General features: G+C 67.8%; 26 protein-coding genes and 1 pseudogene. 9 read left to right on the top strand and 18 right to left on the bottom strand.

Annotation, left to right across the window (positions count from 1 at the left end):
* Positions 1-44: 44 nt before the first annotated feature.
* From H5368_RS08500 to H5368_RS08480, 5 genes are all read right to left on the bottom strand, one after another.
* On the bottom strand, positions 45-1,178 hold the full coding sequence (locus tag H5368_RS08500; protein ID WP_182823263.1) for a zinc-binding dehydrogenase: 1,134 nt from the start codon (positions 1,176-1,178) through the stop codon (positions 45-47).
* Positions 1,175-1,342 (bottom strand): hypothetical protein, encoded by a 168-nt coding sequence (locus H5368_RS08495; protein ID WP_182823261.1) that lies wholly within the window; start codon positions 1,340-1,342, stop codon positions 1,175-1,177. Before H5368_RS08495 ends, H5368_RS08500 begins: the two co-directional genes overlap by 4 nt.
* A gap of 15 nt (positions 1,343-1,357) precedes the next feature.
* Positions 1,358-3,589, bottom strand: coding sequence for a choline BCCT transporter BetT (betT, locus tag H5368_RS08490; protein WP_182823259.1), 2,232 nt, complete (start codon positions 3,587-3,589; stop codon positions 1,358-1,360).
* 110 nt (positions 3,590-3,699) lie between these two features.
* Entirely contained in the window at positions 3,700-4,230 is a 531-nt protein-coding gene (locus H5368_RS08485) for a GNAT family N-acetyltransferase (protein WP_182823257.1), read from the bottom strand.
* A gap of 29 nt (positions 4,231-4,259) precedes the next feature.
* Positions 4,260-4,697: a hypothetical protein gene (locus tag H5368_RS08480; RefSeq protein WP_182823255.1), complete on the bottom strand. Its 438-nt coding sequence runs from the start codon at positions 4,695-4,697 to the stop codon at positions 4,260-4,262.
* A 134-nt stretch (positions 4,698-4,831) separates the two neighbouring features.
* Between H5368_RS08480 and H5368_RS08475 the strand changes: the two genes are divergently transcribed.
* Positions 4,832-5,371: a lipocalin family protein gene (locus tag H5368_RS08475; RefSeq protein ID WP_182823253.1), complete on the top strand. Its 540-nt coding sequence runs from the start codon at positions 4,832-4,834 to the stop codon at positions 5,369-5,371.
* Positions 5,372-5,393: 22 nt separating this feature from the next.
* Here H5368_RS08475 and H5368_RS08470 read toward each other — a convergent pair whose 3' ends face one another.
* From H5368_RS08470 to H5368_RS08430, 9 genes and pseudogenes are all read right to left on the bottom strand, one after another.
* The gene (locus tag H5368_RS08470; protein WP_182823922.1) at positions 5,394-5,801 is read right to left on the bottom strand and encodes a GFA family protein; all 408 of its coding nucleotides are present in this window, start codon (positions 5,799-5,801) and stop codon (positions 5,394-5,396) included.
* Between the two features lie 62 nt (positions 5,802-5,863).
* The gene (locus H5368_RS08465) at positions 5,864-6,247 is read right to left on the bottom strand and encodes a nuclear transport factor 2 family protein (RefSeq protein ID WP_182823251.1); all 384 of its coding nucleotides are present in this window, start codon (positions 6,245-6,247) and stop codon (positions 5,864-5,866) included.
* Between the two features lie 20 nt (positions 6,248-6,267).
* Entirely contained in the window at positions 6,268-6,795 is a 528-nt protein-coding gene (locus tag H5368_RS08460) for a GrpB family protein (protein ID WP_182823249.1), read from the bottom strand.
* An 18-nt stretch (positions 6,796-6,813) separates the two neighbouring features.
* Entirely contained in the window at positions 6,814-7,377 is a 564-nt protein-coding gene (locus H5368_RS13510) for a cold shock and DUF1294 domain-containing protein (protein ID WP_182823247.1), read from the bottom strand.
* 206 nt (positions 7,378-7,583) lie between these two features.
* Positions 7,584-8,240 (bottom strand): hypothetical protein, encoded by a 657-nt coding sequence (locus H5368_RS08450; protein ID WP_182823245.1) that lies wholly within the window; start codon positions 8,238-8,240, stop codon positions 7,584-7,586.
* Between the two features lie 2,739 nt (positions 8,241-10,979).
* Positions 10,980-11,741, bottom strand: a complete 762-nt coding sequence (locus H5368_RS08445) for an endonuclease/exonuclease/phosphatase family protein (RefSeq protein ID WP_255486489.1) — start codon at positions 11,739-11,741, stop codon at positions 10,980-10,982.
* 46 nt (positions 11,742-11,787) lie between these two features.
* Positions 11,788-12,630 carry a thiol:disulfide interchange protein DsbA/DsbL gene (locus H5368_RS08440; protein ID WP_182823242.1) on the bottom strand — a complete coding sequence of 281 codons (843 nt, stop codon included), beginning with the start codon at positions 12,628-12,630 and terminating at the stop codon, positions 11,788-11,790.
* Between the two features lie 33 nt (positions 12,631-12,663).
* Positions 12,664-13,314 carry a thiol:disulfide interchange protein DsbA/DsbL gene (locus H5368_RS08435; RefSeq protein ID WP_182823241.1) on the bottom strand — a complete coding sequence of 217 codons (651 nt, stop codon included), beginning with the start codon at positions 13,312-13,314 and terminating at the stop codon, positions 12,664-12,666.
* Positions 13,315-13,594: 280 nt separating this feature from the next.
* Positions 13,595-14,353, bottom strand: a pseudogene (locus H5368_RS08430) (c-type cytochrome); the annotation flags it as partial.
* A 160-nt stretch (positions 14,354-14,513) separates the two neighbouring features.
* Here H5368_RS08430 and yihA point away from each other — a divergent pair.
* The 4 genes from yihA to H5368_RS08410 all read left to right on the top strand — a co-directional run bounded on the left by yihA (position 14,514) and on the right by H5368_RS08410 (position 20,106).
* Positions 14,514-15,128: a ribosome biogenesis GTP-binding protein YihA/YsxC gene (gene yihA, locus H5368_RS08425; RefSeq protein WP_182823237.1), complete on the top strand. Its 615-nt coding sequence runs from the start codon at positions 14,514-14,516 to the stop codon at positions 15,126-15,128.
* A gap of 160 nt (positions 15,129-15,288) precedes the next feature.
* Positions 15,289-16,653 (top strand): glutamate--cysteine ligase, encoded by a 1,365-nt coding sequence (locus tag H5368_RS08420; RefSeq protein ID WP_182823235.1) that lies wholly within the window; start codon positions 15,289-15,291, stop codon positions 16,651-16,653.
* A 19-nt stretch (positions 16,654-16,672) separates the two neighbouring features.
* On the top strand, positions 16,673-19,426 hold the full coding sequence (ppc, locus tag H5368_RS08415) for a phosphoenolpyruvate carboxylase (protein ID WP_182823233.1): 2,754 nt from the start codon (positions 16,673-16,675) through the stop codon (positions 19,424-19,426).
* Between the two features lie 41 nt (positions 19,427-19,467).
* Entirely contained in the window at positions 19,468-20,106 is a 639-nt protein-coding gene (locus H5368_RS08410; RefSeq protein WP_182823231.1) for a glutathione S-transferase family protein, read from the top strand.
* Here the strand turns inward: H5368_RS08410 and H5368_RS08405 are convergent.
* Positions 20,103-20,456 (bottom strand): TfoX/Sxy family protein, encoded by a 354-nt coding sequence (locus H5368_RS08405; RefSeq protein ID WP_182823229.1) that lies wholly within the window; start codon positions 20,454-20,456, stop codon positions 20,103-20,105. The two genes, H5368_RS08410 and H5368_RS08405, sit on opposite strands and share 4 nt — an antisense overlap.
* Before the next feature lie 122 nt (positions 20,457-20,578).
* On the opposite strand from H5368_RS08405, the gene frmR reads away from it, so the two are divergent.
* From frmR to H5368_RS08385, 4 genes are all read left to right on the top strand, one after another.
* Positions 20,579-20,854, top strand: coding sequence for a formaldehyde-responsive transcriptional repressor FrmR (gene frmR / locus H5368_RS08400; protein WP_182823227.1), 276 nt, complete (start codon positions 20,579-20,581; stop codon positions 20,852-20,854).
* Positions 20,855-20,927: 73 nt separating this feature from the next.
* Positions 20,928-22,037: an S-(hydroxymethyl)glutathione dehydrogenase/class III alcohol dehydrogenase gene (locus H5368_RS08395; protein ID WP_182823225.1), complete on the top strand. Its 1,110-nt coding sequence runs from the start codon at positions 20,928-20,930 to the stop codon at positions 22,035-22,037.
* An 8-nt stretch (positions 22,038-22,045) separates the two neighbouring features.
* Positions 22,046-22,873, top strand: coding sequence for an S-formylglutathione hydrolase (gene fghA, locus H5368_RS08390; protein ID WP_182823222.1), 828 nt, complete (start codon positions 22,046-22,048; stop codon positions 22,871-22,873).
* The gene (locus H5368_RS08385; protein WP_182823220.1) at positions 22,870-23,289 is read left to right on the top strand and encodes a sugar transporter; all 420 of its coding nucleotides are present in this window, start codon (positions 22,870-22,872) and stop codon (positions 23,287-23,289) included. Before fghA ends, H5368_RS08385 begins: the two co-directional genes overlap by 4 nt.
* Here H5368_RS08385 and H5368_RS08380 read toward each other — a convergent pair.
* The 3 genes from H5368_RS08380 to H5368_RS08370 all read right to left on the bottom strand — a co-directional run bounded on the left by H5368_RS08380 (position 23,259) and on the right by H5368_RS08370 (position 24,604).
* Positions 23,259-23,996 carry an ATP-binding protein gene (locus tag H5368_RS08380; protein ID WP_182823218.1) on the bottom strand — a complete coding sequence of 246 codons (738 nt, stop codon included), beginning with the start codon at positions 23,994-23,996 and terminating at the stop codon, positions 23,259-23,261. The genes H5368_RS08385 and H5368_RS08380 overlap by 31 nt on opposite strands.
* Before the next feature lie 5 nt (positions 23,997-24,001).
* The gene (locus H5368_RS08375) at positions 24,002-24,343 is read right to left on the bottom strand and encodes a hypothetical protein (RefSeq protein ID WP_182823217.1); all 342 of its coding nucleotides are present in this window, start codon (positions 24,341-24,343) and stop codon (positions 24,002-24,004) included.
* Between the two features lie 96 nt (positions 24,344-24,439).
* Entirely contained in the window at positions 24,440-24,604 is a 165-nt protein-coding gene (locus H5368_RS08370; protein WP_182823215.1) for a hypothetical protein, read from the bottom strand.
* Between the last annotated feature and the right edge of the window lie 44 nt (positions 24,605-24,648).

Raw genomic sequence — 24,648 nt, 5'->3', positions numbered from 1 at the left:
GGACGGCCAGCCGGCATGCGTGCCGGCTGGCCTGTCTCCTTGCGCTACAGGGATGGATCGATCAGGTACTTCCCGCCGGTGGCCTTGCGTTCGTATTCGCGCAGGATGTCCAGGCTGAGTGCATCGCGCAGGCTGATGGTGCGCGTGTAGCGGCTGGCAAAGGTGGTGGTGAGTTCGTCCGCCACGCGCTGGCGCATCCGCGCCACGACCTCGCGCCCGGCCTTCTGCAGGAACGGGAACAGCAGCCAGCCGCCGACGCTCCAGGTGAAGCCGAACGTGCGGTTGAGCACCGTCGGCCCCATGTCCAGGCTGCCGTAGATGTAGACCTGCTTGGCCGCGTTGGAGCCGTAGGGGCTGTAGCCGGGGGCGCTGCGATCGGCGCAGGCCTCCATCGCCTGCAGGATCTGGCCGGCCAGCGTGCCGCCGCCAATCGCGTCGAAGGCGATGGTGGCGCCGGTATCGCGGATGGCCTGCGTGAGTTCGGCCTGGAATCCGGGCGACGTGCTGTCGACCACATGCCGCGCACCCATGCCGCGCAGGAGCTCAGCCTGCGCCTCGCTGCGCACGATGTTGACCAGTGGAATGCCGTCCTTCAGGCAGATGCGGTTGAGCATCTGTCCGAGGTTGGATGCCGCGGCGGTGTGCACGATCGCGCGATGGCCCTCGGCCTTCATGGTCTCGGTGAAGCCGAGCGCGGTCAGCGGATTGACGAACATCGACGCGCCGTCGGACGCGTTGGCGAATTCCGGCAGCAGGATGCAGTCGCGCGCCGGCAGCCTGCGCAGCTGCGCGTACATGCCGCCGCCGAGCATGCCGACCTTGCGGCCGAGGAACTTGCGCACGTTCCCGCCGGCCTTGACCACGGTGCCCGCACCCTCGTTGCCGACGGCGAGCGACTGGCCAAGACGCGCCTGGATCGCGCCCAGGCGCTGGCCGGGAATGTCGACCAGCACCACCGGACGCTCCGGCGTGCCTTCGCTGCGCGCGGTCGCCATGTCGGCCGGGCCGATCAGCAGGCCGAGGTCGGAGGGGTTGATGGGCGCGGCTTCCACCCGCACCAGCAGTTCGTCGGGGCCCGGCTCACCGGGGGTGACGTCCTCCAGGCTCAGGCGCAGCTGGCCGTCGCCGGTCGCGAGCGAGCGCAGCTCCAGGCCATGCAGTGGCGTGGTCCCGGTCATGGCTGCGATGCTCCGCCCGCGTCCCCGGCGGCCCAGGGCTTGGGCTCCCAGAGCTCGACCTTGTTGCCATCCGGATCCATGCGTTGCCGGTGCCACGCGGCCAGCGCCTTGCCGTCGCCCTTGCCCTTGAAGAACACGCCACCGATCCCGGTCTCCTTCGCCATCGTCATCTCCTGTGGTTATTGCGGGTCGTCCGGAGTCCCGGGTGCCTCGTCCCTGGGCAGGATCGCCGGGGTCAGCACCGAAGGGGTCGCGGTCTCCGACGAGAAGGTGAGGAACGCGAGATGCGCCTCGTAGCGCTCCAGCACATCGTCGATCACCTGCTGCCTGGTCAGGCCCATCAGATCGTAGCCGCCCGAGCCGGTCTGGGTGAACACCTCGAGCCGGTAGTAGACATCGGTCTCGCGCGACATGCGGCCACCGAACATCGGCACCGGCGCTTCGACGATGGCCACCTGGTAGTGGAAGTCGCGGAATGCATCCATCGACACCCGCAGCACCGGCTCGTCGATGCCGTGCGTGTTGGCCATGGTGCTGCGCTCCACCTGGTATCCCTGTCGTGCGAACTCGGCGGCGACGTCGTCCAGCGCCGGGCGCACGGTGCGGTCGAGGAACTGCGCGACCTGGCGCAGCGACGGAAAGGCGCGCATCTGTTCCAGCCGCTGCTTCCACGAGCGTTCCGGCACGTGGCCGCCGGTCGACGCCATCGACGGCCGGCGCAGCACCTGGCCTTCGCGTTCGGCGCGCTCCATGCGCAGCACCTTGTGGAACGACGCCATCACCAGGTACGCGATGATCGTCACCGGCAACGCGAAGATCAGCGTCGCGTACTCCATCGTGGTCACGCCGCCCGCCAGCAGCATCGCCACGGTGAGCACCGCGGTCAGCACGGCCCAGAAGATGCGCAGCCACTTCGGGCCGTCGTGCGAGGGATCCGGGATGGACGCGGAGAAGTTGGACATCACCATGGCGCCGGAATTGGCGCTGGTGAGATAGAACAGCAGCCCCGACAGCGTCGCCAGGCCCACCAGGAACATCGGCCCCGGGAACATCTGCAGCAGCGCATACCAGCCCTGTTCGGGGCTGGCGACCGCCAGTGCGGCGAACTCGGTGTTGCCCTGCAGCACCTGGAACAGCGCCGAATTTCCAAACAGCGAGACGATGATGAAGTCGCACAGCACCGGCGCGGTGATCGCCGCGATCACGAACTCGCGCAGCGTGCGCCCGCGCGAGATGCGTGCGAGGAACACGCCCACGAACGGCCCCCACGCCAGCCAGAACGCCCAGAAGAACAGCGTCCAGCCGCCCATCCAGTCGGCGCCGCCGGGCTCGTAGGCGAAGGTCTGCAGCGTGCGCGCCGGGAAGGTCACGATGAAGCGGCCGATGTTCTCCACCAGCGCGTTCAACAGGAATGCCGTCTGCCCGGTGACCAGGATGTACACCATCATGGCCAGCGCGCTCCACAGGTTCAGCTCGGAGATCACGCGGATGCCGCGGTCCACGCCCGACGTGGTGGCGGCGATGGTCAGCACCACCGCGCCGATGACAAGTGAGATCTGCAGCGGCAAACCCTGCTCAAGCCCGAAGATCAGCGCGAAGCCGACGTTCAACAGCACCACGCCGATGCCCATCGACGTCGCCACGCCCATCACCGTGCCGACCAGCGCGATGATGCTGATGCCGTCTCCCAGCGGGCCGCGCACGCGCTTGCCGAGCAGCGGGTACAGGGCCGCGCGGATCGACAGCGGCATGCCCCAGCGGTAGGCGAAGTAGCCCATCGCCATGCCCAGCAGCGCGTACATCGCCCAGCCGGCGATGCCGTAATGGAACATCGTCCAGACCACCGCATCCTGCATCGCCGCGGCCGAAGAGCCGTCACCCGATGGCGGATACAGGTACTGCACCACTGGCCCGGTCACCGAATAGAACAGCATGTCGATGCCGACGCCCGCGGCAAACAGCATCGCCACCCAGGTGCCGAGCTTGTACTGCGGCCGCGAATGATCCGGGCCGAGCCGCACATCGCCTTCCTTGGAAAACGCCACCCACAGCACGAAGCCGATCACCAGCGTCATCGTCAGCACGTAGTACCAGCCGAGGCTGGAGGCGATCCAGTTGACGGCGGCCAGCATGGACGTGCGCGCATGCGCAGGCACCAGGATCGCCCAGGCCGAAAAGGCGAGGATCACCGCCGAGGAGATCAGCAGCACCGGCCAGTTGATGCTGGCCGTGCTGGTTTCCAGCAGCTCCTGCGGCCCCTTGCTGAGGTCGCTGCGCGACACCGGCGCGTCGTCGTCGTGCGGGCGTTCGGGCCGGCGCTCGCTGCCGCCGAAGCGGCTGCGCTCCAGCGGTGGCGGCTTCCCCGGCTGGGCGGCGTCAAAGGGCTCGTTCCCGGGTGGCTCGGTCGGCATGCGCGCGCTCCATGGCCAGGCTCCGCAGCCGCCCGCGGCGAACCGGCATGGTGATGATGACCAACGGAAAGATCATCCGGCGTGAATGGTGGGCGGTCAGGCCGGTCGCGTCACGCTGGCCGGCAGACCGCGTAGACATGCTCCGTGCACGGCTCGCCCGCGGACACCACGTTGCGCGTTTCCACCCTTTCCATGCCCACCCGTTCCAGCAGGCGGATCGACGCCAGGTTGCGCACGTCGGCAATCCCGACCACCCGTTGCGCGGGCGTGTGCGCGAAGACCATCGCGATCGCCTCCTTGACCGCCGCCGTCGCCAGGCCACGCCCCTGCGACCCGCGGCTGAGCGTGAATCCGATCTCCAGCCTGGTGGCGTCGCTGGAGAGCAACAGGCCGATGTCGCCGATCAGCGCCTGGTCGCTGGCCTGCGCAATGCCGATCTGGCACCACACCCCGGGCCGCAGCAGGTCCGCCGCGCCCATGTGGCGCAGGAACTCGCGGGCGTCATCGTCCGGCGTGGGCGCCCAGCCCTGGAAGCGGCCGAGTTCCGCGTCCTGGCGATAGGCCTGGAAGGCGCGGAGGTCGGAAGGCGCCAGCCTGCGGAGCATCGCGTCGCCGGCCATGCGGGGCAGGGGGTCGGCCATCGCGTCGCGTCGGGGCCTTCGGGTGTGGATCAGACCGCTGCGCGCCGCCGCTGCGGAACCAGCGCGGCCACGATGCGATGCCCCAGCCAGGCCATCGGCAGGTAGGCCACGACAAGGTCGAGCGCGCTGAACCACACCGGTGCCGGCAGCATCACCACGCTCGCAATACCGCCCAGCAGGAACGCCACGCCGACCGCCCACGCGGGGCCGGACGTGCGGGCAGGTGCAAGCAGGGTGGCCACCATTGCTCCCGCCAGCGTGCCTAGCGCATGCGCCAGGAACGGAAAGGTGAAGTGGCGCGGCTCGAACAGCGGCAGCGACGCCCTGAGGCCCTCGGCGGTGGTGGTGTCGGCGCCGCCGGGCAGCGGCATGACGCTGGCGCCCAGGCTGATCAGGCCCATGTTGACCACGCTGCCCACGACCAGGCCGATGACCGTTGCCGCGATGAGATGGAGTGCCCTGCGCATCGTGGATCTCCCTTTGCGTACCGTTGCGAACGCCAAGTATGTCGCCTGCCGGCCGCCGTGGCAGCGGCCACTTCATGCCATCGACACGGCGGCTATGCGATTTCACCCTGCCCCTTGGTCAAGGATTCCGCCCCATGCGACATGCAGCCCTCATCCTCACCGCGCTTGCCCTGTCGGCGGGCGTCTCCGGCACGGCGCGCGCGCAGCCGGTCGAGGCCGTGCCGTCGGTGGACCTCGCGCGCTATGCCGGCACCTGGTACGAGCAGGCACACCTGCCGCTGTTCTTCCAGCGCAACTGCGTGGCCAACACCACGGCGAACTACGCCCTGCGCGACGACGGGCGCATCGATGTCGTCAACCAGTGCGACGACGCCAGGGGCAAGCGCACCGAGGCGCGCGGCATCGCCCGGAAAGTGGACGGCAGCACCTCGAAGCTCCAGGTGCGGTTTGCGCCGGCGTTCCTGTCGTTCCTGCCCGCGGTCTGGGGCGATTACTGGGTCATCGGCCTGGACCCGGACTACCAGTGGGCCATCGTCGGCACCCCGGACCGGAAGTACCTGTGGTTCCTGACGCGCGAGAAGACCGTGCCCAAGGAGGCACTGGACGCCCTGATCGCCAAGGCCGACGCGATGGGCTACGACACATCGCGCCTGATCCACACCCAGCAACGTTGACGTGGCAGGTCGCGCGCGCCGCTCAATCAGCAACGCGATCGGCGGGGTGGTTCACGCCGTCGTTGGTCGGAACATCGGCGATGGCGAAGGGGTTGACACCTTCGAGGCAGCCCACGTTGTAGCCGTATTCGTCAGGGCTGGAGCGGCGCTGGTGGTGCGTGTGGATGCCGCAGACACCGCAGAAGAAGTGCTTCGCGATGCCGGTGTTGAACTGGTAAAGCCGCAGGTGCTCCGCGCCCTGCACGACGTGCAGCCCTGACAGCGGCACCGACGCGACAATTGCACCCTTGCGGCGGCACATGGAGCAGTCGCAGCGCCGCGGGTCGACGATGCCATCCGGCAGCTCGAGTTCCAGCACCACCCGGCCGCAGTGGCACCGGGCTCGGTGCCGCGGCTGGATGGTCACGCCCCCCACTTCATCAAGCGTCACGTTCACGCGCTGCGTCTCCCATGGATTTCATCGCCGTGCCGCACGGATCCCGCCGCGCGTTGTCAGGAGGCGTGCACCGGCGTCAGGTGCGTGAGCATGCACAACCAGGTCCCGTCGACCCGGCGATAGATGTCGGTGATGTATTCGTCCGCCTGCATTGGCGCACCGTTGAAAGTTCCGGTGTTCTGCCCGCGGCCGGTCACCCAGGCCATGTCGCCGACGATTGCCGCATGCGTGGCCACCTTGGTCATGGATGCATGTGTCAGCCGGCCGGACGCCACGACGTCCAGGATCCGTGCGCGCGGCACGGGCCCGGCCTCCGGCGTAACCAGGATCCAGTCGTCGGTGACGCATGCCGCGATGCGCGCAACGTCGTTTGAAACCATCGCCGCGTTGAAGCGGTCCTCAAGCTCGATCAGGAACTGCGGAACCTGGGTGGTGCTCATGGGCGTTCCCGTCAGGGGGTTCATTCCAACCCGTTGGCGATGGTGCCACGCACCGCGGCGTGGATGAAATCGCGCTTCGCGTCGGTGTAACCCGCCCGGTCATCCCCGAACACCCCGGCGAGGTGCTGCTTCAGCGCAGCGTAGCGCCCGGCAAGCGCTGCATCGCTGCGGAGCAGGTCGCGAAACCGCAGCTGCTCGCGCCAGATGGTGCCGCCCATGACGACACCATGCAGATGGAAATGACGCGGCCGGACCACAGGCTTGGCAAGGAAGCGACGGTCCGGGATCTCGGCTTCGTGCCGGGCGATATATTCGTAGCCAAGACGCGCCAGCGCCGGGATCACCAGCTCGATGTCGGCGAGGGAGTCCGCACCCAGCAGCATGTCGATGACGGGCTTGGCGGGCATTCCGGGAACCGCGGTGCTGCCGATGTTCTCAATCACGAAGTGCCGTGGCAGCACCGACGCCAGGGCCTCCGATTCCTCATGGAACCGGACCGGCCACTGGTCGTTGTAGGGAGCAATGACAACGGGCGCGCGGTGGGCCATTTGGATGCGGAACGCAGCTCAGCCGATGATACAGGCGGCGCCGGCCAGGTTGAAGACGACCGTCGCCCAGAAGGTGAGCTGGAACGATTGCTTGGCGGTCTTGTGGCGATACCGTTGCTGGGCGATCAACGCTCCCGGCCAACCGCCAAGGAGGTCAACGAGGTGCAACCTGGCTTCGGGCGTGCGTTGCGCATCGCGCCTGGCCGCCAGCTTGTCCGAGCGGTACATGAGGTACGACAGGACACTCAGTGCAAGGTACGCGGCAAGCAGCAACGGCGGGAGAACGCCGGCGGCACAAGCGGCAACACCAGCAGCCAGCGCGCAAATGCCCAGCGCTGCCCTCGGCACCCGCGAAGGTGTGCGTGGCTTCTCGATCAATTGCCCTGCGTGACGAACCTGCCGCGCATTGGTCCGCCCTCGCGCGTCCACGCTGGGCAGGTACGAGATCAGGTCTCCCGCGACAGGCCGACGCGAGGCTCGCTGGAACTCGTTGATATGCACGAACGCGCGCACACCGCCGCCATTCGGCAGGACGAAGCCAAAGCCCTTGTCGTCGTTCCAGTCAGTGATGCGGCCCGCCATGCGCACCGTCGCCCCGCTAGAGCTCACGGCCGTTCACCTGTGCGCGATCGAGTGCATGGAGCGTGTGGCAGAGGAGGCCAATAGCCATCCATACAGCAAATCTCCCCATGACCATCCCAGTTCAATAGTCGTACTCAAACAAAGGAATTGACGCGAGATTGAGGGACTCGAACAACTACTCGCGGTGGTGCACTTCGCGTGTTAATTCACCACTCATCTGCGCGCTCCTTAATCGCCTGTACAAGGTGTGGATTCGCCTTGGTGACTACCCATCCCTCGAGATAAAGGAATAACGCATCAGTAGCCGCAATGAACCCCTCCGCCATCTCTACCCAGAGGTTGCTGGGAAAGCGATCCGGATCTGAACCGATGAGCATTGAGAACGTACCGTCATCTGAAGCGGCCTGAATGGTGCTGTAGATATGCTTGTCTGAGAGATGGATAAAGCCTGAAGTTGCTTTGTACACGCTAGGTGCCCAGCGGAACTCAGAAGCAACGGTCTCAACCAAGTGTCGGTCCGTCATGAATGAGCCGGAACGATCTTTCAACTTTCTTACTTCTGTTCCGGCAAAGACCGAAGTGGCGAACTCATGAGGATCGCCCACACGGTACGAAGCAAAGAAGCGGAGGAATGTGTCTAGCTGAAGCCTGACGAGAGATGCAGCTGCCAAATAATTGTTAGCTCTTACCAGCTGGGTGAAAGCAGAGCTGTTGCTCAGAGAACGATTGAGGACCGCCACAGCTAGAAGATCTAGCGGGAACATCTTAGCGCCGTCAGCAGCAAGCATCTCCTTTCCAAGGCTGAGATGCCTGTCCCTCTCCTTATCGATCTTCTCTAGCAGGGTTTCGAGACTGCTCGACATGAGTGCTAACACCTAAGTTAAGCCGAGACGCGTAGTGGAGAAAAGCATATGGCAAGCTCTACCTGCCATGTGCTTTGCGTAACGAAGCGGCTTCGGCTTGAACGCATTGTTAGGCCTCACGCGATTGGCACACGCGTAACGTGCGAGTGGCCATGTGCTCGCCGCACTGTTTGTACTCGCGCTTGCACTTGATAAGGTCCCCGCCAAGGTAGCGACGATCCTCGCCAAGTATTACGTATGCGATGTAAAACTCGCCAGGCGCGCTAGACAGCGACGGCGGGCTGTCCCATACACGGCTTCTCGGATCTGCTCGCTCTGTCCTGACCAGAAGCAATGTAAGGTCCTTGTCTGCCTGCTCAGAAATGCTTAGGCCCTCAGTAGCCTCTATGGACAGGGTCGCTTCCTGCAGTACTGAGTGCGCGAGATGTCCGTGCGGCTCCCCATTAGCGATTGAAACAGAGCAAGGTTTCATTGGCGGCAAAGCTACAACTCGGGAAGATACCCCGCTTGCAAGATCTTCTGAAGCTGCTTCCCGCGCGGCGTCGGCAGCGGCACGTATCACGCCCTCGGAGGGCTCGTCTGCTGAAGAGCACGCCGTGGCAATCAGCGCCAAAGAGAGAATCAGTAGTCGCGATAGTGACATGAGGCCTAACGCCTGAATTAAGCCGCGCCGCGAAGCGGCGTCGGCTTGAATGAACTGTTAGCGCTCAATCGCGAAGAGTAAAGTCAGTGACAGGCTCATGCTCAACGAAACGTGGATGGTACAAGTCCATGTAAATGATGATCTGGCCCGTCCGGCTGCATTTGACTTCATACAAGTCCATGGGATAGCCGTAGGGGCTTTCATCGCTAGAGCCAACTCGCTTGAAATCAGGGGTTTTGCCGTTCCGACAAACGAGGCGGCTCAAGTAGTCAATTTGCCCTTGCGGCCCTTGCGTGCGGACCGGGCGCTGGGCGCTCCCGAGTGGGAACTTTGAGAGTTGTTCCTGCGAAACGACTGGCGGCTCCCAGTCTGGGAAGAATCGCTGCTTCCGAGCGACCGGGTCAAAATCTGGTGAGTTTGGACTCGGGATGTCTTGGGCCGGCGCCAAGCCGGGCACTAACAGTAGTGCAGCACAGAACAACAAGCGCACAGTAATCTCCTCTTGAGTGCTAACACCTGAATTAAGCCGCGCCGCGAAGCGGCGTCGGCTTGAATGAATTGTTAGAGCCCGCCTAGCTGGCGTTCAACCAGTCGTACCAGCTCAGGATCTGATGAAACCTCATACGAGTTGCCGTGCGCTAGGACAACTACCTTGGCTTGCATCTCAGGTAGGAACGGCCCGCAACTAGGGAGAAGCGTCTCCACGATTGAGCGACTTCTTCCGCGCAGTGTACGGATCACCGTCACGCGTCCCTTACGAGCGCCGTTTGCGACCAAGACGTCATCCTGCGCTGCTATTAACGCGCGCTCAAGCTCCACAAGGTGCAGTCCGGTCACCACGCCAAGATGGACCGAAGTAGCCAAGGCTAGTCTCTCTTCTGCAGGGATGTGCCGGATGCGACACGCATCGGCCGGAAAAGCGAGGAGCGAAACCAGGACGATGGCGAGAACTTTCATTGCGGGCGCTAACGCCAGAATTAAGCCGTGCCGCGAAGCGGCATCGGCTTGAATGAACTGTTAGGCGGCACCGCGCGGAGAGTGTTCAATCGAGGAATTTCCACGTATCTGCACCATCGAAGCGCCTTACGACCACTGACTCGAGGAGCGCTGGCTCGAAGTTGCGCAGGTTTACTCCGTGCCGAGCGCCAGGTTTGGGGTCCAGTGGTTCCCAGTGAGTGAAGATTCCGCACGCTTTGCACCGCACGTTCCTCAGGGTCCGGTCACCCCAAACATAGTCCTCCGTGTTCTCGGGATGCCCTTGAATAGACACTGTGCCTAGCCCGTAGTAGGCGCAAATGACTCCGGACCGGCGACAGAGCGAGCAATTGCAGCTCGTGGCCTCGCTTGGCGGGAATGGAAGAGTGAGTCGAACTGCCCCGCAGTGACAAGAGCCGTGAAGCGATGGTGTTGGCTGTTCATCACTCATGGGCCGCAGTCCTAGTTGGTGTGCCGCCTAACACCTAAGTTAAGCCGAGACGCGTAGTGAAGCGAAGCACATGGCAAGCTGTACCTGCCATGTGCTTTGCGTAACGAAGCGGCTTCGGCTTGAACGCATTGTTAGGCCTTTGCCGGTGAGTACGTCCGACGAACAACTACGACTAAGTAAAGCCCGTAAGCGACTAGCAAGCCACCGAACAAGAAGCCAAAGCCTGCGCCTCGATTGCCGGAGTACAGCTCGTAGCCGACAAAGGATGAGCCCAGAACAAGGAAGAAGAGCGGAGAGAGATACTTGTTGGAGCGATTTACTCCTTGAGCCTGCGTAGCACGCTCCACCATCTCATTGACGGCAGTGACCTCTGGTTCATGCAGATCTCGGCAGGCCAGCCCAAAGCCAAGGTCGTTGGCACAGCTGTGACACAGACCTTTACTGCAATGCTTGCAAAGGCCAACTGCTCGAGTCTCTAAATGGTTGAAGCAACGCATGAAAATCCCCTATGGCCTAACAATTGATTACACCCCATCAACGGGGCGGTAATGCCGGATTAGAGCCCATCTTTAGGGCGGTAGCGAGTACCGCTTCGATTCCGCCGGTATGCACCGAGCTCTCCGCTCAAGGCACATCCATCGAACGTCGCCTTCGGCGCGCCCGAAAACCCCTACCGCCGCAGCGCCCCATCCGGCACTTCCAGATCCACCGACAGCGCCAGGTGGTCCGAAAACGCCGCCGGGAATGCCTGCAGGTCGCGGCATGCAAGCTTGTCGCTCACCAGGATATGGTCGATCGCCCGCTGCGGTTTCCAGCTGGGGAAGGTGTGCACCATGCACGCCGGTGGTTGCAGGCGGGTCTGCCGGAACAGGGTGGCCATTTCCGGGCGGTCGATGGTGCAGTTGAAGTCGCCCATCAACACCACGTGCGGCTGGTCGGCCAGCAGTTCGGCAATGAACGACAGCTGCGACGCGCGCGATTGCGCGCCGAGCGAGAGGTGGGCGACGGCGATGGTCAGGCCTTCGTCGCCTTCGCCGAAGCGCGCCAGCAGCACGCCGCGGCCGGTGATGCGGCCGGGCAGCGGGTAGTCGCTGATGGAGGTCGGTTCGAACTTGCTGAGCAGGCCGTTGGCGCTGGAGGCGAACTGCCCCATGCGGCGGTTGGGCTGGTGCGTCCAGTAGTCGAAGCCGCCGCGTTCGGCGAGGTAGTGGGTCTGGTTGGTGAAGCCGGAGCGCCAGCTGCCGGGGTCGGCTTCCTGCAGGCCCACGATGTCGTGGCGGCCGGCGAGCTTGGCGATGGTGTCGAGCATGCCGAGCTTGTTGCCGGCGGGCAGCACGTGCGACCAGCTGCGGGTGGCGTAGTCGCTGTAGCGGCGGGTGCTGGAGCCCGCCTGGATGTTGGCGCTCAGCAGCTTCAGCCGCTGCACGCGCAGTTCCTCGCGCGGCGCCTCGTCGGGCGCCGCGCCAGGAAGGATGGCGTCAGTTGCCGCCACCGGCCTGCATGGTGGCGCGCTCGCGCGCGATCAGCTGGTCGGTGATGCGCAGCACGTCTTCCAGCGAGCGCCCGCGCACGCGGTACTTGCCGTTGACCACCACGGTGGGCGTTGAGTCGATGCCGCTGCGCACGGCGAACTGCTTGGCGCGGCCCACCTTGGCGTTCACCGCGAAGCTGTCCATGGTGCCCTTGAGCTGCGCGCCGTCGACGCCCTGCTTGGCCATGAACTTGATGATGTCGTCGCTGCTGGCGTTCGGGCGCAGGCTGCGATCGATGTGCATGGCCTTGAAGGTACTGGCGTGCACCTTGTCCAGCGCGCCGATGGCCTCCGCGGCGAAGAACGCCTTGGGGAAGTTGTCCTGGTCGGAGAACACCGCCGGCAGGTAGTTGAACCGCACGTCGCCGGGCAGCTTGTTCTTCCACGCGGTGATCAGCGGGTCGAAGGCGGCGCAATGGCCGCAGGAGTAGGCGAACACCTCGACCACTTCGATCTTGCCGGCGAGCGGCGCGAACGGCTGGCCACCGGTGATCTCGACGTAGTCGGTGCCGGCGACGGGGCCGGGGCCCTGCACCGCGGCCTGCGAGGCGGCGGCGACGGCGGCATCTGCGGCGGGGGCGGTGGCGGCCGGCGCGGTGGCCGCCACGTCATCGGTGGCTGCCGCGGCAGGCGCGGACGGGTCCAGCGCGGGCTCGTCCGGGATCGCGGCCGGGCTGGACGCCTCGGTGGTGGCGGGGGCAGCGGCGATGTCGGTGGCCGGGGCCTCGTCTCGGCTGCAGGCAGCCAGCAGCACGGTCAGCAGCAGGGGGGCGAAGAGCAGCTTGTTCATGGCATGGACTCGATGCGAACGGAAAAAAGGGGGTCAGCGCGCCTTGGCGGCGGCGCGCTCGCGCGCGACCAGCAGGTCGGTGTGGCGGAGCATGTCGGCCAGGCTGCGGCCTTTCACGCGGTACTTGCCGTTGACGATCATGGTGGGCGTGCCCTCCACGCCGGCGCCGATCATGAACTCGCGCGCGGCCTGCATGCGCGCATCGGTCGCCTTGGACTGCATGGCGTTGGCCAGGCGCTTGGCATCGATGCCGAGCGTGGCGTACAGGGTGCCGATCTCCGCCGCCGTGGCGCCACGCGCCGGCAGGCTCTGCTCCACATGGATGGCGCGGAAGGTGGCGTGGTGGGTGCGTGCCAGCTTGCCCATCGACTCGGAGGCGAAATAGGCGCGCGCCAGGCCGTCGTTGGGATCGAACGCCGCCGGCAGGTAGCGGAAGGCGACGTCGCGCGGCAGCGTTTTCGTCCAGGTATCGACCAGCGGCTGGAAGTCGTTGCAGACGTGGCACCAGTAGGCGAACACCTCGACCACTTCGATCTTGCCCTTGGTCGCCTGCAGCGGCGCGCCGCCGGCGATGACCACGTAGTCGCGGCCTTCGACCAGGCCGTCGGTTTGCGCCAGCGCGGGCGCGGCCGCGCACAGGGCGAACAGCAGCGGGAGAAGCAGGTGCGGGAGGCGCAGGGTCATCGACATGGGCTCGTTGGCGGGGGCGGACAGCAAAGCGCCGGCACAGGAGTCTGGCCGGCGCTGCGATTCAGGCGTTGTGAAGACTCCGACCGCGGCGGTCGGCGCAAGTTCACGAAGCCTGCTGGGCGTCCGCTTCCGGCGCGGCGGCGGGCACGGCTTCCACCGGCGCCTCGCCTTCCGGTGCAGCGCCTTCCGGCGCGGCGTCGACCGGCGCGGGCGCAGGGGCGGCGGGAGCCGGCGGGGCCGGCGGCATCTTGGCGATCGCGGCCAGCATGGCGGCGTCGGGACGCGCGTGCAGGCCCTGCATGTAGCTCGACAGCGCGCCGATCTCTTCGTCGGTCAGCTGGCGGGCGATGCTGGCCATGACGTCGAAGTTGGCGGTGTCGCGCGCGGTGGTGGTACCGGTGCGGTATTCCTGCAGGCGGCGCGCGGTGTACCAGGACTGCTGGCCACCCACCTGCGGGTACGCGGGGCCGGGGTTGCCGGCGCCGGTCGGGCCGTGGCAGGCCATGCAGCCCGGGATCCCGCGGGCGAAGTCGCCGCGGCGGAACAGCTGTTCGCCGATCTCGTAGAACTTCATGCCGGCGTAGGTGCCTTCGGTGACTTCGGTGTCGTCGGCGATGCCGGCCGACGACGGCTGGTGGGCGAAGTGCGCGCCGACGTCGCGCATGTCCTGCGCGGACAGCATCGACGCGAACGGCTGCATGATCGCGTTCTGCCGCTCGCCGCTCTTGAACAGTGCGAGCTGCTCGGCGAGGTAGCGTTCGCTCTGGCCGCCGATGTTGGGGTAGACCTCGGGGATGGTGCTCTTGCCGTCCAGGCCGTGGCAGGCGGCGCAGGTGCCGGCCAGAGTGGCGCCGTTCTGGGCGTTGCCCGGCACGGTCTTGGCCAGTTCGGCCAGCGCGTCGACGGACTCCAGCGGCAGGGTCTCCACCGGCTCGGCTTCTTCCAGCGGTGCCACCGTGGTCTGGGCGAAGGCGACGGCGCCGATCACCAGGGCGGTGAGGCCGACGAGGGCGTAGCTGCGGGCGTGGCGCATCTTGCTGGGCTCCGTGGATCGGTCAGGCGGGGCGTTGTGCGCCCGCGCCGCGCTGGCGCCGGAAGGCGCCCGCAAGGCCTGCCATTATCTAGGGCGCGGCTTGGAACGGTCAAACCGGTCTGGCGGCCCGTGGCGCACGCGCCCATGCGATCCTGTGCGCATGGCCAATCCCCTTGCACGCGCCCAGTACCTGCTGGCGGCGCACAACCCGCGTCAGCTCCCGCCCGATGACGGCTTCGAGGTCGCGTTTGCCGGCCGTTCCAACGCCGGCAAGTCCAGCGCGCTCAACGCCCTGTGCCAGCAGAATGCGCTGGCGCGGGTGTCCAAGACCCCGGGGCGCACCCAGCAGCTGGTGTTCTTCGACCTGCCGCCGCACACCCTGCGCTACCTGGTGGACCTGCCGGGCTACGGCTACGCCAAGGTGCCGCGCGAGCTGCAGGCGCATTGGCAGGCCTTCCTCGACCGCTACTTCCAGGCGCGCCAGGCGCTGCGCGGGCTGGTGGTGGTGATGGACATCCGCCACCCGCTGAAGGACTACGACCGGCACATGCTCGGCTACGCCGCCAACCGCGGCCTGCCGGCGCACGTGCTGCTGACCAAGGCCGACAAGCTCTCGAAGGGCAACGCCGGCGCCACGTTGCTGACGGTGCGCCGTGACCTGGCCGCGACCTACGGCGACACGGTGGGCGTGCAGACCTTCTCCGGCGAGTCCAAGCTCGGCGTGGACGAAGCGCGCAAGGTGATCTGCGGCTGGCTGGAGCTGCCCTGCAGCTGATGCGCCAGCAGCCGCCGGCGCGTCCCGATTGCGGGGATGGCGGCGACGCTGCAATCCGGTGGTGGGGCCGGCCGTGCGGAAGCCACAGGATATAGTGGCCGCTTCCTGCGCCGGGCCGCGACCGTTGGCCTTGCCAACAAGCGTCGACGAGCCCGCCACCGTGTCCAGCCCCAGTGAAAGTGCCAACCCCCCCATCCGCTCGCGCGACGAGCTGGTCGCCTATATCGCCGGCGGCGCGCGCGTGCCGGACGATTGGCGCATCGGCACCGAGCACGAGAAGTTCGGCTTCCGCCTCGACGACCTGCGCCCGCCGACCTTCGAAGGCCCGCAGGGCATCGGCGCGCTGCTCGACGGCCTGTGCCGCTTCGGCTGGGAGCGGGTGACCGAGCACGGCCAGGTGATCGCGCTGCTGAAGGATGGCGCGTCGGTCACCCTGGAGCCGGCCGGCCAGCTGGAGCTTTCCGGCGCACAACTGACCACCATCCACGAGACCTGCCGCGAAGTGGGCAGCCACCTGCGCGAGGTCAAGACCGTGGCCGACGAGCTCGGCCTCGGCTTCCTCGGCATGGGCTTCCAGCCCAAATGGGCGCGCGCCGACATGCCGTGGATGCCCAAGGACCGCTACCGCATCATGAAGTCGTACATGCCCAAGGTCGGCAACCTCGGCCTGGACATGATGACCCGCACCTGCACGGTGCAGGTGAACCTCGATTTCGCCAGCGAAGCCGACATGGTGAAGAAGTTCCGCGTGGCGCTGGCGCTGCAGCCGATCGCCACCGCGCTGTTCGCCGACTCGCCGTTCACCGAGGGCAAGCCCAACGGCTACCTCAGCTGGCGCTCGCACATCTGGACCGACACCGATCCCGACCGCACCGGCATGCTCGATTTCGTGTTCGAGGACGGCTTCGGCTACGAACGCTACGTCGACTACCTGCTCGACGTGCCCATGTACTTCAGCTACCGCGACGGCGTGTACCACGACGCCAGCGGCCAGAGCTTCCGCGACTTCATGCAAGGCCGCCTGCCGGTGCTGCCGGGTGCGTTGCCGACCATGACCGACTGGTCCGACCACATGACCACCGCGTTCCCGGAAGTGCGCATGAAGAAGTTCCTGGAAATGCGCGGCGCCGATGGCGGGCCGTGGAACCGGCTGTGCGCGCTGCCGGCTTTCTGGGTCGGCCTGCTGTACGACGATGCCGCGCTGGATGCCGCCTGGGACCTGGTGAAGGATTTCAGCCGCGACGAACGCCACGCGCTGCGCGACGGCGTTCCGAAGCACGCCTTCAAGCTGAAGTTCCGCGACGGCACCGTGCGCGACCTGGCGCAGCGCGCGCTGGAGATCGCCTCCGCCGGTCTCGCGCGCCGCGCGCGTCTCAATGAGGACGGACAGGACGAAACCCGCTTCCTCGAGCCTCTGGTCGAATACGTGATGGCCAACGAAACCCCCGCCGAACGCAAGCTCGCGCTGTACCACGGCGAATGGGCCGGAAACATCGATCGCGTCTTCCGCGAGTTTGCGTACTGAGATCGGTAGCCTGCAAGGCATGAGCAAGCACTCTCCGGAATCCCGGGACCTCGACGCGCCGCTGCGTGAGCAGCTCGACTTTGCCGAGACCGATACGTTGCTGCGCGATGACGTGCGCCGGCTGGGCGGGATGGTCGGCGAGATGCTGTCCGAACAGGTATCGCCGGCGTTGCTGGCGCAGGTGGAGACGGTGCGGCGGGCGGCGATCGCGCGGCGCGAGAGCGGGGCGCCGATCGATGAGCTGGCCGGGCACCTGGCCGCCGTGTCGCTGGACGACGCCGATGCGCTGGTGCGTGCGTTCTCGGCGTGGTTCAGCGCGATCAACCTGGCCGAGCGGGTGCACCGCATCCGCCGCCGTCGCGACCACCAGCGCAGCGACGAGGGGCCGCAGCCGGGCGGGCTGGAGGCGGTGCTCGGCGCGCTGCATGCCGATGGCGTGACGCTCGGCGAGCTGCAGGCACTGCTGCCCGCACTGTGGGTGGAGCCGGTGTTCACCGCGCATCCCACCGAGGCCGTACGCCGCGCGCTGCTGGCCAAGGAGTCGGTGATCGTGGAGCGGCTGGTGGCCGACATCGACCGCACGCGCACGCCCGACGAGCGCCGCAGCGACGAGTCGCGCATCCGCCAGGCGCTGGCCACCACCTGGCAGACCTCGGAAGCGCCACCGCTGAAGCCCACCGTGACCGACGAGGTCGAACACATCGGCCACTACCTCGGCGTGCTGTTCCGGGTGCTGCCGGCGTTCTACGAAGTGTTCGCCGATGCCGTGGACGCCATCTGGGGCGAGCGCATCGCGCTGCCCAACGTGTTGCGCTTCGGCACCTGGGTGGGCGGCGACATGGACGGCAACCCCAACGTGGGCGCCGACACCATCGAGGCCGCGCTGGCCGCGCAGCGCGCGCAGGTGCTGGGCCAGTACCGCGCGGAGCTGGCGGCGCTGGGCCAGGTGCTCACCCAGAGCCGCGGCCGCGCCGGCGTGGACGACGCGGTGAACGCACGGCTCGCCGCGTACAAGGCGCTGATGCCAAAGGCCGCGGCGCGCCTGCGCGCGCGCCAGGCGGACATGCCCTATCGGCAGCTGATGGAGCTGATGTCGGCGCGGCTGGCGGCGACCGCAGCCGACGAGGGCGCGCCGCCCGGCGCGGCATATGCCGGCGTGGACGACTTCCTCGACGACCTCGGGCTCATCGACGCCAGCCTTGCGCACCATCGCGGCCAGCACGCGGGCCTGTTCGCGCTGCGGCGCCTGTTGCGGCGCGTGCGCAGCTTCGGCTTCCACCTCGCAGCACTCGACCTCCGCCAGGACTCGGCCGCGCACGATGCCGCGCTCGCCGCGCTGGAAGGTGACGACGACTGGGCCACGCAGCCGCTCGACGCGCGCCTCGCGCGCCTGCATGCGCTGATCGATGCGCCGCAGCCGCGCGTGCCGGCCGCCGACGCCGCCAAGGCCGCGCTCGACGTGTTCCGTGCGGTGACCACCGCGCGCGCGCGCTACGGTGACGCCGCCTTCGGCCCCTACATCGTCAGCATGAGCCGCAGTGCCGCCGATGCACTCGCGGTGCTGGCGCTGGCGCGCATCGCCGGCTGCGTCGAGGGCGACGGCGCGGGCGAAGTGCCGCTGGACGTGGCACCGTTGTTCGAGACCGTCGACGACCTCGATGCCGCCGCAGGGGTCATGCACGCACTGTTCGACGACCCGGTGTACCGCCGCCACGTGCGCGCCCGCGGCGATCGCCAGATCGTGATGCTGGGCTATTCCGACAGCGCCAAGGACAGCGGCCTGCTCGCCTCGCGCTGGGCGCTGCAGCGTGCGCAGGTCGACCTGATGCGGCTGGCGCGCGAAGCCGGCGTGCGCCTGGTGTTCTTCCACGGCCGCGGAGGGTCGGTGAGCCGCGGCGGCGGCAAGACCGAGCGCGCGATCATCGCCGCGCCGCGCGGCACCGTGGACGGGCGGCTGCGCGTCACCGAGCAGGGCGAGGTGATCCACCGCAAGTACGGCATCCGTGCACTCGCGCTGCGCAACCTCGAGCAGATGACCGGCGCGGTGCTGCGCGCCAGCCTGCGGCCGCGTCCGCCGGAGCCGCGCGTGCAGGCCTGGCGTGCGATCGCCGACCGCCTGTCCGCGGACTCGCGCGCCTGTTACCGCGCGCTGGTGCACGAGGATCCCGGCTTCAACGCCTATTTCCGCGCGGCGACGCCGGTGGACGTGATCGAGCGCCTGCAGATCGGCTCGCGGCCATCGCGCCGCCGCGATGGCGGCATCGCCAACCTGCGCGCCATTCCCTGGGTGTTCGCCTGGTCGCAGAACCGCTCCGGGCTCACCGGCTGGTATGGCGTGGGCCATGCGCTGCAACGCGGCATCGACGAGCACGGCCTCGACGCCATGGCCGAGCTCGCGCGCGACTGGCATTTCTTCGCCGCCATGCTCGACGACGTGGAAATGCTGCTGGCCAAATCCGACCTTGCCATCTTCGAGCGCTACTCGCGCCTGGCCGGTGACGCCCATGACGTGTTTTTCCCGGGCATCGCCGCGGAGTTCGCGCGCACCCGTGACAGCATCCTGGCCATCAAGGGCGCCGACAGGCTGCTGGCGGGCGATTACCGCCTGCGCCTGTCGATCCGCCTGCGCAATCCCTACGTCGACCCGATCAGCCTGCTGCAGGTGGAGCTGCTGCGCCGCTGGCGCGCGGGCGGCAGCGCGGATGACGCGACCCTGCGCGCGCTGTTCGCGACCGTCAACGGCATCGCGGCCGGGGTGCAGAACACCGGCTGAGCGGCGCTAGACTTCGCGGACCCGATCACGGAACCGCCGCCATGTCCGCACCGCGCGAAGAACTCGTCTTCCACACCCACCCGATGTCGCGCGGCCGCATCGTGCGCTGGATGCTCGAAGAGCTGGGCGTCGAATACCGCACGGTGGTGCAGGAGTACGGCGGCAGCATGAAGTCGGCCGAGTACCTGGCCATCAACCCGATGGGCAAGGTGCCGGCGCTGCAGCACCGCGGCGTGGTGGTCACCGAAGCCGCGGCGATCTGCGCCTATCTTGCCGACGCCTTCCCGCAGGCCGGCCTGGCCCCGGCGCTGGACGACCCGGCGCGCGGGACCTACCTGCGCTGGATGTTCTTCGCCGCCGGCCCGGTGGAGGCCGCCGTCAGCGCGCGTGCGATGGGGTTGCTGGCGCCCGCCGAAAAGGCCGGCATGGTCGGCTACGGCAGCTACGAGCACACCGTTGATGCGCTGGAGCAGGCGGCCGCGGCGGCATCGCCGTGGCTGTTGGGCGAGCGCTTCAGCGCGGCCGATGTCTACGTCGGTGGCCAGGTCGACTTCGGCCTGGGATTCAAGTCGATCCCGGAGCGCCCGGCGTTCACCGCCTGGGCCGAACGCCTGCGCGCGCGGCCGGCCTACCAGCGGGCGCAGGCGCTGGACAATGCGCTGATGCCCGCGCGCGGCTAGCCCGCTTTTTCGGGCTGCCGCCGCGGTTTCGGCTTGGCCTTCGGCTTCGGCTCCGGCATCAGCGCGGCGGTGTCGAGCAGGAGCCGCTTCAGCGCTTCGGCATCGTCCAGCAGTTCATCGGCGACGGGATAGTCCTTCGCGCCGGGATACGGAGGCCGCAGTGGCAGGCCGCGTGCCAGGCGCGCCACTGCGGCGGAGGGTTTCACGAACAGGCTGTTGTCGCAGGCGAAGGCCACGACCTTGCCGTCCACGTAGACCGCGTACTCGCCGAACAGCTTCCTGTGGGTCAGGCGCTCACCAAGCGCGGCCTGTTCGGCGATGTAGGCGAGGAAGTGCGGGTCGGTGGCCATGCGGGGATCGGTTGTAGCCCTGGGGCGATGGGTGGATGGTGCATGCATCGTTCTCCTTGGCCGCGCTCCCGGTCAAGTGTCGGCTGGTATACTCCCCCCCACTATCAACCGGGCTGCCCGCCGTGCCGCATTCGCCAGAGGAAAAGAAGAAGGTCCTCGCCCGCGTGCGCCGCATCCGCGGCCAGTGCGACGCGCTCGACCGCGCGCTTGGGGCCGGCGCCGACTGCGCGCCGGTGCTGCAGCAGATCGCGGCCATCCGCGGCGCGGTCAACGGGTTGATGAGCGAAGTGCTCGAGTCTCACCTGCGCGAGCAGTTCGGGCAGCCGGCGGCCGACGCGTCCGACCGCGACGCGCGCGTCGCCGAAATGACCGGCCTGATCCGTTCCTATCTGAAGTGACCCATATCAAGCCGCCACGGCACCTCCGCGCCGCGGCCGCCGACCACGCCATTGCATTGCAGGAGTTGAAACCATGAAATCCCGTGCCGCCGTCGCCTTTGCCGCAGGCCAGCCGCTGCAGATCGTCGAGCTCGACGTCGCCCCGCCGCAGAAGGGCGAAGTGCTGGTCAGGATCACCCACACCGCGCTCTGCCACACCGATGCGTTCACGCTCTCCGGCGACGATCCGGAAGGCGTGTTCCCGGCGGTGCTCGGACATGAGGGCGCGGGCATCGTGGTCGAGGTCGGCGAGGGCGTGACCAGCGTGCAGCCCGGCGATCACGTGATTCCGCTGTATACCGCCGAGTGCGGCGAATGCCTGTTCTGCAAGTCGGGCAAGACCAACCTGTGCGTCGCCGTGCGCGCAACGCAGGGCAAGGGCGTGATGCCCGACGGCACCACGCGCTTCAGCTACAACGGCGAGCCGGTCTACCACTACATGGGCTGCTCGACCTTCAGCGAGTACACGGTGGTCGCCGAGGTCTCGCTGGCGAAGGTGAACCCGGACGCCAACCCCGAGCACGTCTGCCTGCTCGGCTGCGGCGTGACCACCGGCATCGGCGCGGTGCACAACACCGCCAAGGTGCAGGAAGGCGACACGGTCGCGGTGTTCGGCCTTGGCGCCATCGGCCTGGCGGTGATCCAGGGCGCGGTGCAGGCCAGGGCCGGGCGCATCATCGCCATCGACACCAACCCGTCGAAGTTCGAGCTGGCCACGCAGATGGGTGCCACCGATTGCGTCAACCCGAAGGACCACGACACGCCGGTGCAGCAGGTGATCGTGGAGATGACCGGCTGGGGCGTGGACCACAGCTTCGAGTGCATCGGCAATGTCGACGTGATGCGCGCCGCGCTCGAATGCGCCCACCGCGGCTGGGGCCAGAGCGTGGTCATCGGCGTCGCCGGCGCGGGGCAGGAGATCAGCACGCGCCCGTTCCAGCTGGTCACCGGCCGCAAGTGGCTGGGCACCGCGTTCGGCGGGGTGAAGGGACGCAGCCAGCTGCCGGGCATGGTGGAGGACGCGATGCGCGGCGACATCCAGCTGGCGCCGTTCGTGACCCACACGCTGCCGCTGGAGCGCATCAACGAGGCCTTCGACCTGATGCACGAAGGCAAGTCGATCCGCACCGTCATCCACTACTGAGGCCTGCCATGGAACGCATCGAACACCGCGCCAGCTTCGGCGGCTGGCAGGACGTCTACCGCCACCGCTCGGACGTCCTGGACTGCGACATGACCGTGGGCGTGTACTTCCCGCCGCAGGCGGCGGAGGGTCCCTGCCCGGTGCTGTACTGGCTCTCGGGCCTGACCTGCAACGAGCAGAACTTCATCACCAAGGCCGGCGCGCAGCGCCATGCCGCCGAGCACGGGATCATCATCGTCGCGCCGGACACCAGCCCGCGCGGCAACGACGTGCACGACGCCGAGGGCTACGACATCGGCAAGGGCGCGGGTTTCTACGTCAACGCCACGCAGGATCCGTGGGCGGCGCACTACCGCATGTACGACTACATCGTCGACGAACTGCCGGCGTGGGTGGAAGCCGATCCGTCGGCCAGCGACGCGCGCGCGATCAGCGGCCATTCCATGGGCGGCCACGGCGCGCTCACCATCGCCCTGAAGAACCCGGGCCGCTACCGCAGCGTGTCGGCGTTTTCGCCGATCGTCGCGCCGAGCCAGGTGCCGTGGGGCGAGAAGGCGTTCGCCGCCTACCTCGGCGACGACCGCGCAGCGTGGAAGCGGCACGACGCGGTCGAACTGGTGAAGTCGGCAAAGGAAAAGCTGCCGCTGCTGGTCGACCAGGGCGATGCCGACGAATTCCTCGCCACCCAGCTGCGCCCCGAGCTGCTGCAGGCCGCCTGCGCAGCGGCGGACCATCCGCTGCAGCTGCGCATGCAGCCCGGCTACGACCACAGCTACTACTTCATCGCCAGCTTCATCGGCGACCACATCGCCCACCACGCGAAGGCGCTGCGATGAAAGTGCCGGCCAGCGTCTGGATCGTCGGCGGGCTGGCGCTGCTGTGGAACCTGATCGGGGTGGCGGCGTTCACCATGCAGGTGGCGATGCCGGAGCAGGCGCTCGCGGCGATGCCCGCCGACCAGCGCGCGATCTACGAGGCCACGCCCGCCTGGCTGTATCTCTTCTACGGCCTGGCGACCATTGGCGGTGTGCTCGGGTCCATCGGCCTGCTGCTGCGCAGGCGCTGGGCGGTGCCTGTGTACCTGCTGGCGCTGGCGGCCCTGGTGGTGCAGGTGCTCGCCAGCTTCGCGGTCACGCCGGCGTGGACCACGGGGGGTGTCTCAAGCCTCGGTTTCCCGGTGCTCCTGGTGGCGATCGCGTTCGGCCTGTGGTGGTTCGCGCGCTACATGGCCGCGCGCGGAGTCCTGCGCTGATCCGTGGTATCGCTCGGCCGTCGCCCAACCCCCACCGTGTAATCGGTCACGGCGAAGCGGCCGTCGCGCAGGGACGTGGCGCCGCGCACCAGTTGCAGCGGCGCGGTGAACATCGGGCCGTCGCTCACGCAGGTGTGGAATTCGCCGTTCTCGCCGCAGGGGTCGACGGCCGCGGGTAGCGTATCCAGCAAGTCGGCGTCGAAATCGCGGCCGCTGAAGGCGGCATCGAGCTGCGTGGTGTCGACGCAGCACAGCTGCGCGCGCAACCCGCCGGCGAGCATGTCGCGCGCAAGCGCCGTGGTGTCGGCGCCGAACAGCGGGAACAGCGCGCTCCAGCCCAGCCGCGCGCACAGGGCTTCGCGCCAGCCGCGGATGTCGGCCAGCAGCAGGTCGCCGAAGGCGATGCGGGTGATGCCGGGCCAGCGCGCCTGCGCTTCGGCGAGCGTGGCGGCGAAGGCGGCTTCGTAGCAGGCGTTGTCGCAGCCGTGCGGGATGCGCATTTCCAGCAGCGGCAGCCGGGTAGCCGCGGCCTGCGCGTGCAACACGTCGGCGCGCACGTGCTGCAGCGATGCGCGCTCCTCGCCCGCGCTGATGGTGGACAGCAGGCCGACCACGTCGACCTCGCCGCGCTGGCGCAGGGCCTGCAGCGCCCAGGCCGCGTCCTTGCCGCCGCTCCAGGCCAGCAGTGCGACGGGCCGCGGTGCCACGCCGTTCAGCCGGCGCGCACGTCGCGCAGTTCCCAGGCGCTGCCGGCCAGCAGGCGCATGCGGTGCTTGAAGACCGCGCCGGGCAGGACGGTGTCGGCGACCAGTTCCACGCGCGTCTCGCGCTGGGTGCCGGTGACGGTGGCGGATGAATCGATCACGCCGAGCGCGGGATCCACTTCGTCCGGTTCGTCCTGCGTGGCGCGCCAGCGCTGGAACAGGCCGTCGCCGCGCAGCGCGTCCTGCAGCTCGCGGGCAAAGGCGTCGGCACCCTGGGCAATGAAGGCGAACTCGCCCGCGGCGCGGGTGCGTTCCGGGTCGGGCAGGGCAATGAGGTAGCGCGTGGACATGGGCGTCTCCAGGGCTGCGTTGGCCCCAGCTTAGCCGGCGGCGGCGTGAGTCCGGCGTGCCCACCCCCGGCACGGCGGCGTCACGCCATCACGCAGTCACGGCGTGCCCAGGCGCTTGCGTTCCGCTTCACGCGCCTCGGCGCGCTCGCGGCTGCGGATGAAAAGCGGCACGCCGATGGTGATTCCGAACATGATCAGCGCGCCACCGATCGTGAGCCAGCCGACCGGCCGGGCGAACAGCTCGACGAAAACAGGATGCATGGCAGTCCCTCCCTCTGTGTATCCGGATCATCGGCCGTTGCAGG

Origin of the sequence: Luteimonas sp. MC1782 (genome assembly GCF_014164605.1) — a bacterium.
Taxonomy (GTDB): domain Bacteria; phylum Pseudomonadota; class Gammaproteobacteria; order Xanthomonadales; family Xanthomonadaceae; genus Luteimonas.
The sequence above is the reverse complement of the archived record's forward strand: the minus strand, read 5'-3'. Positions and strand labels throughout refer to the sequence as shown.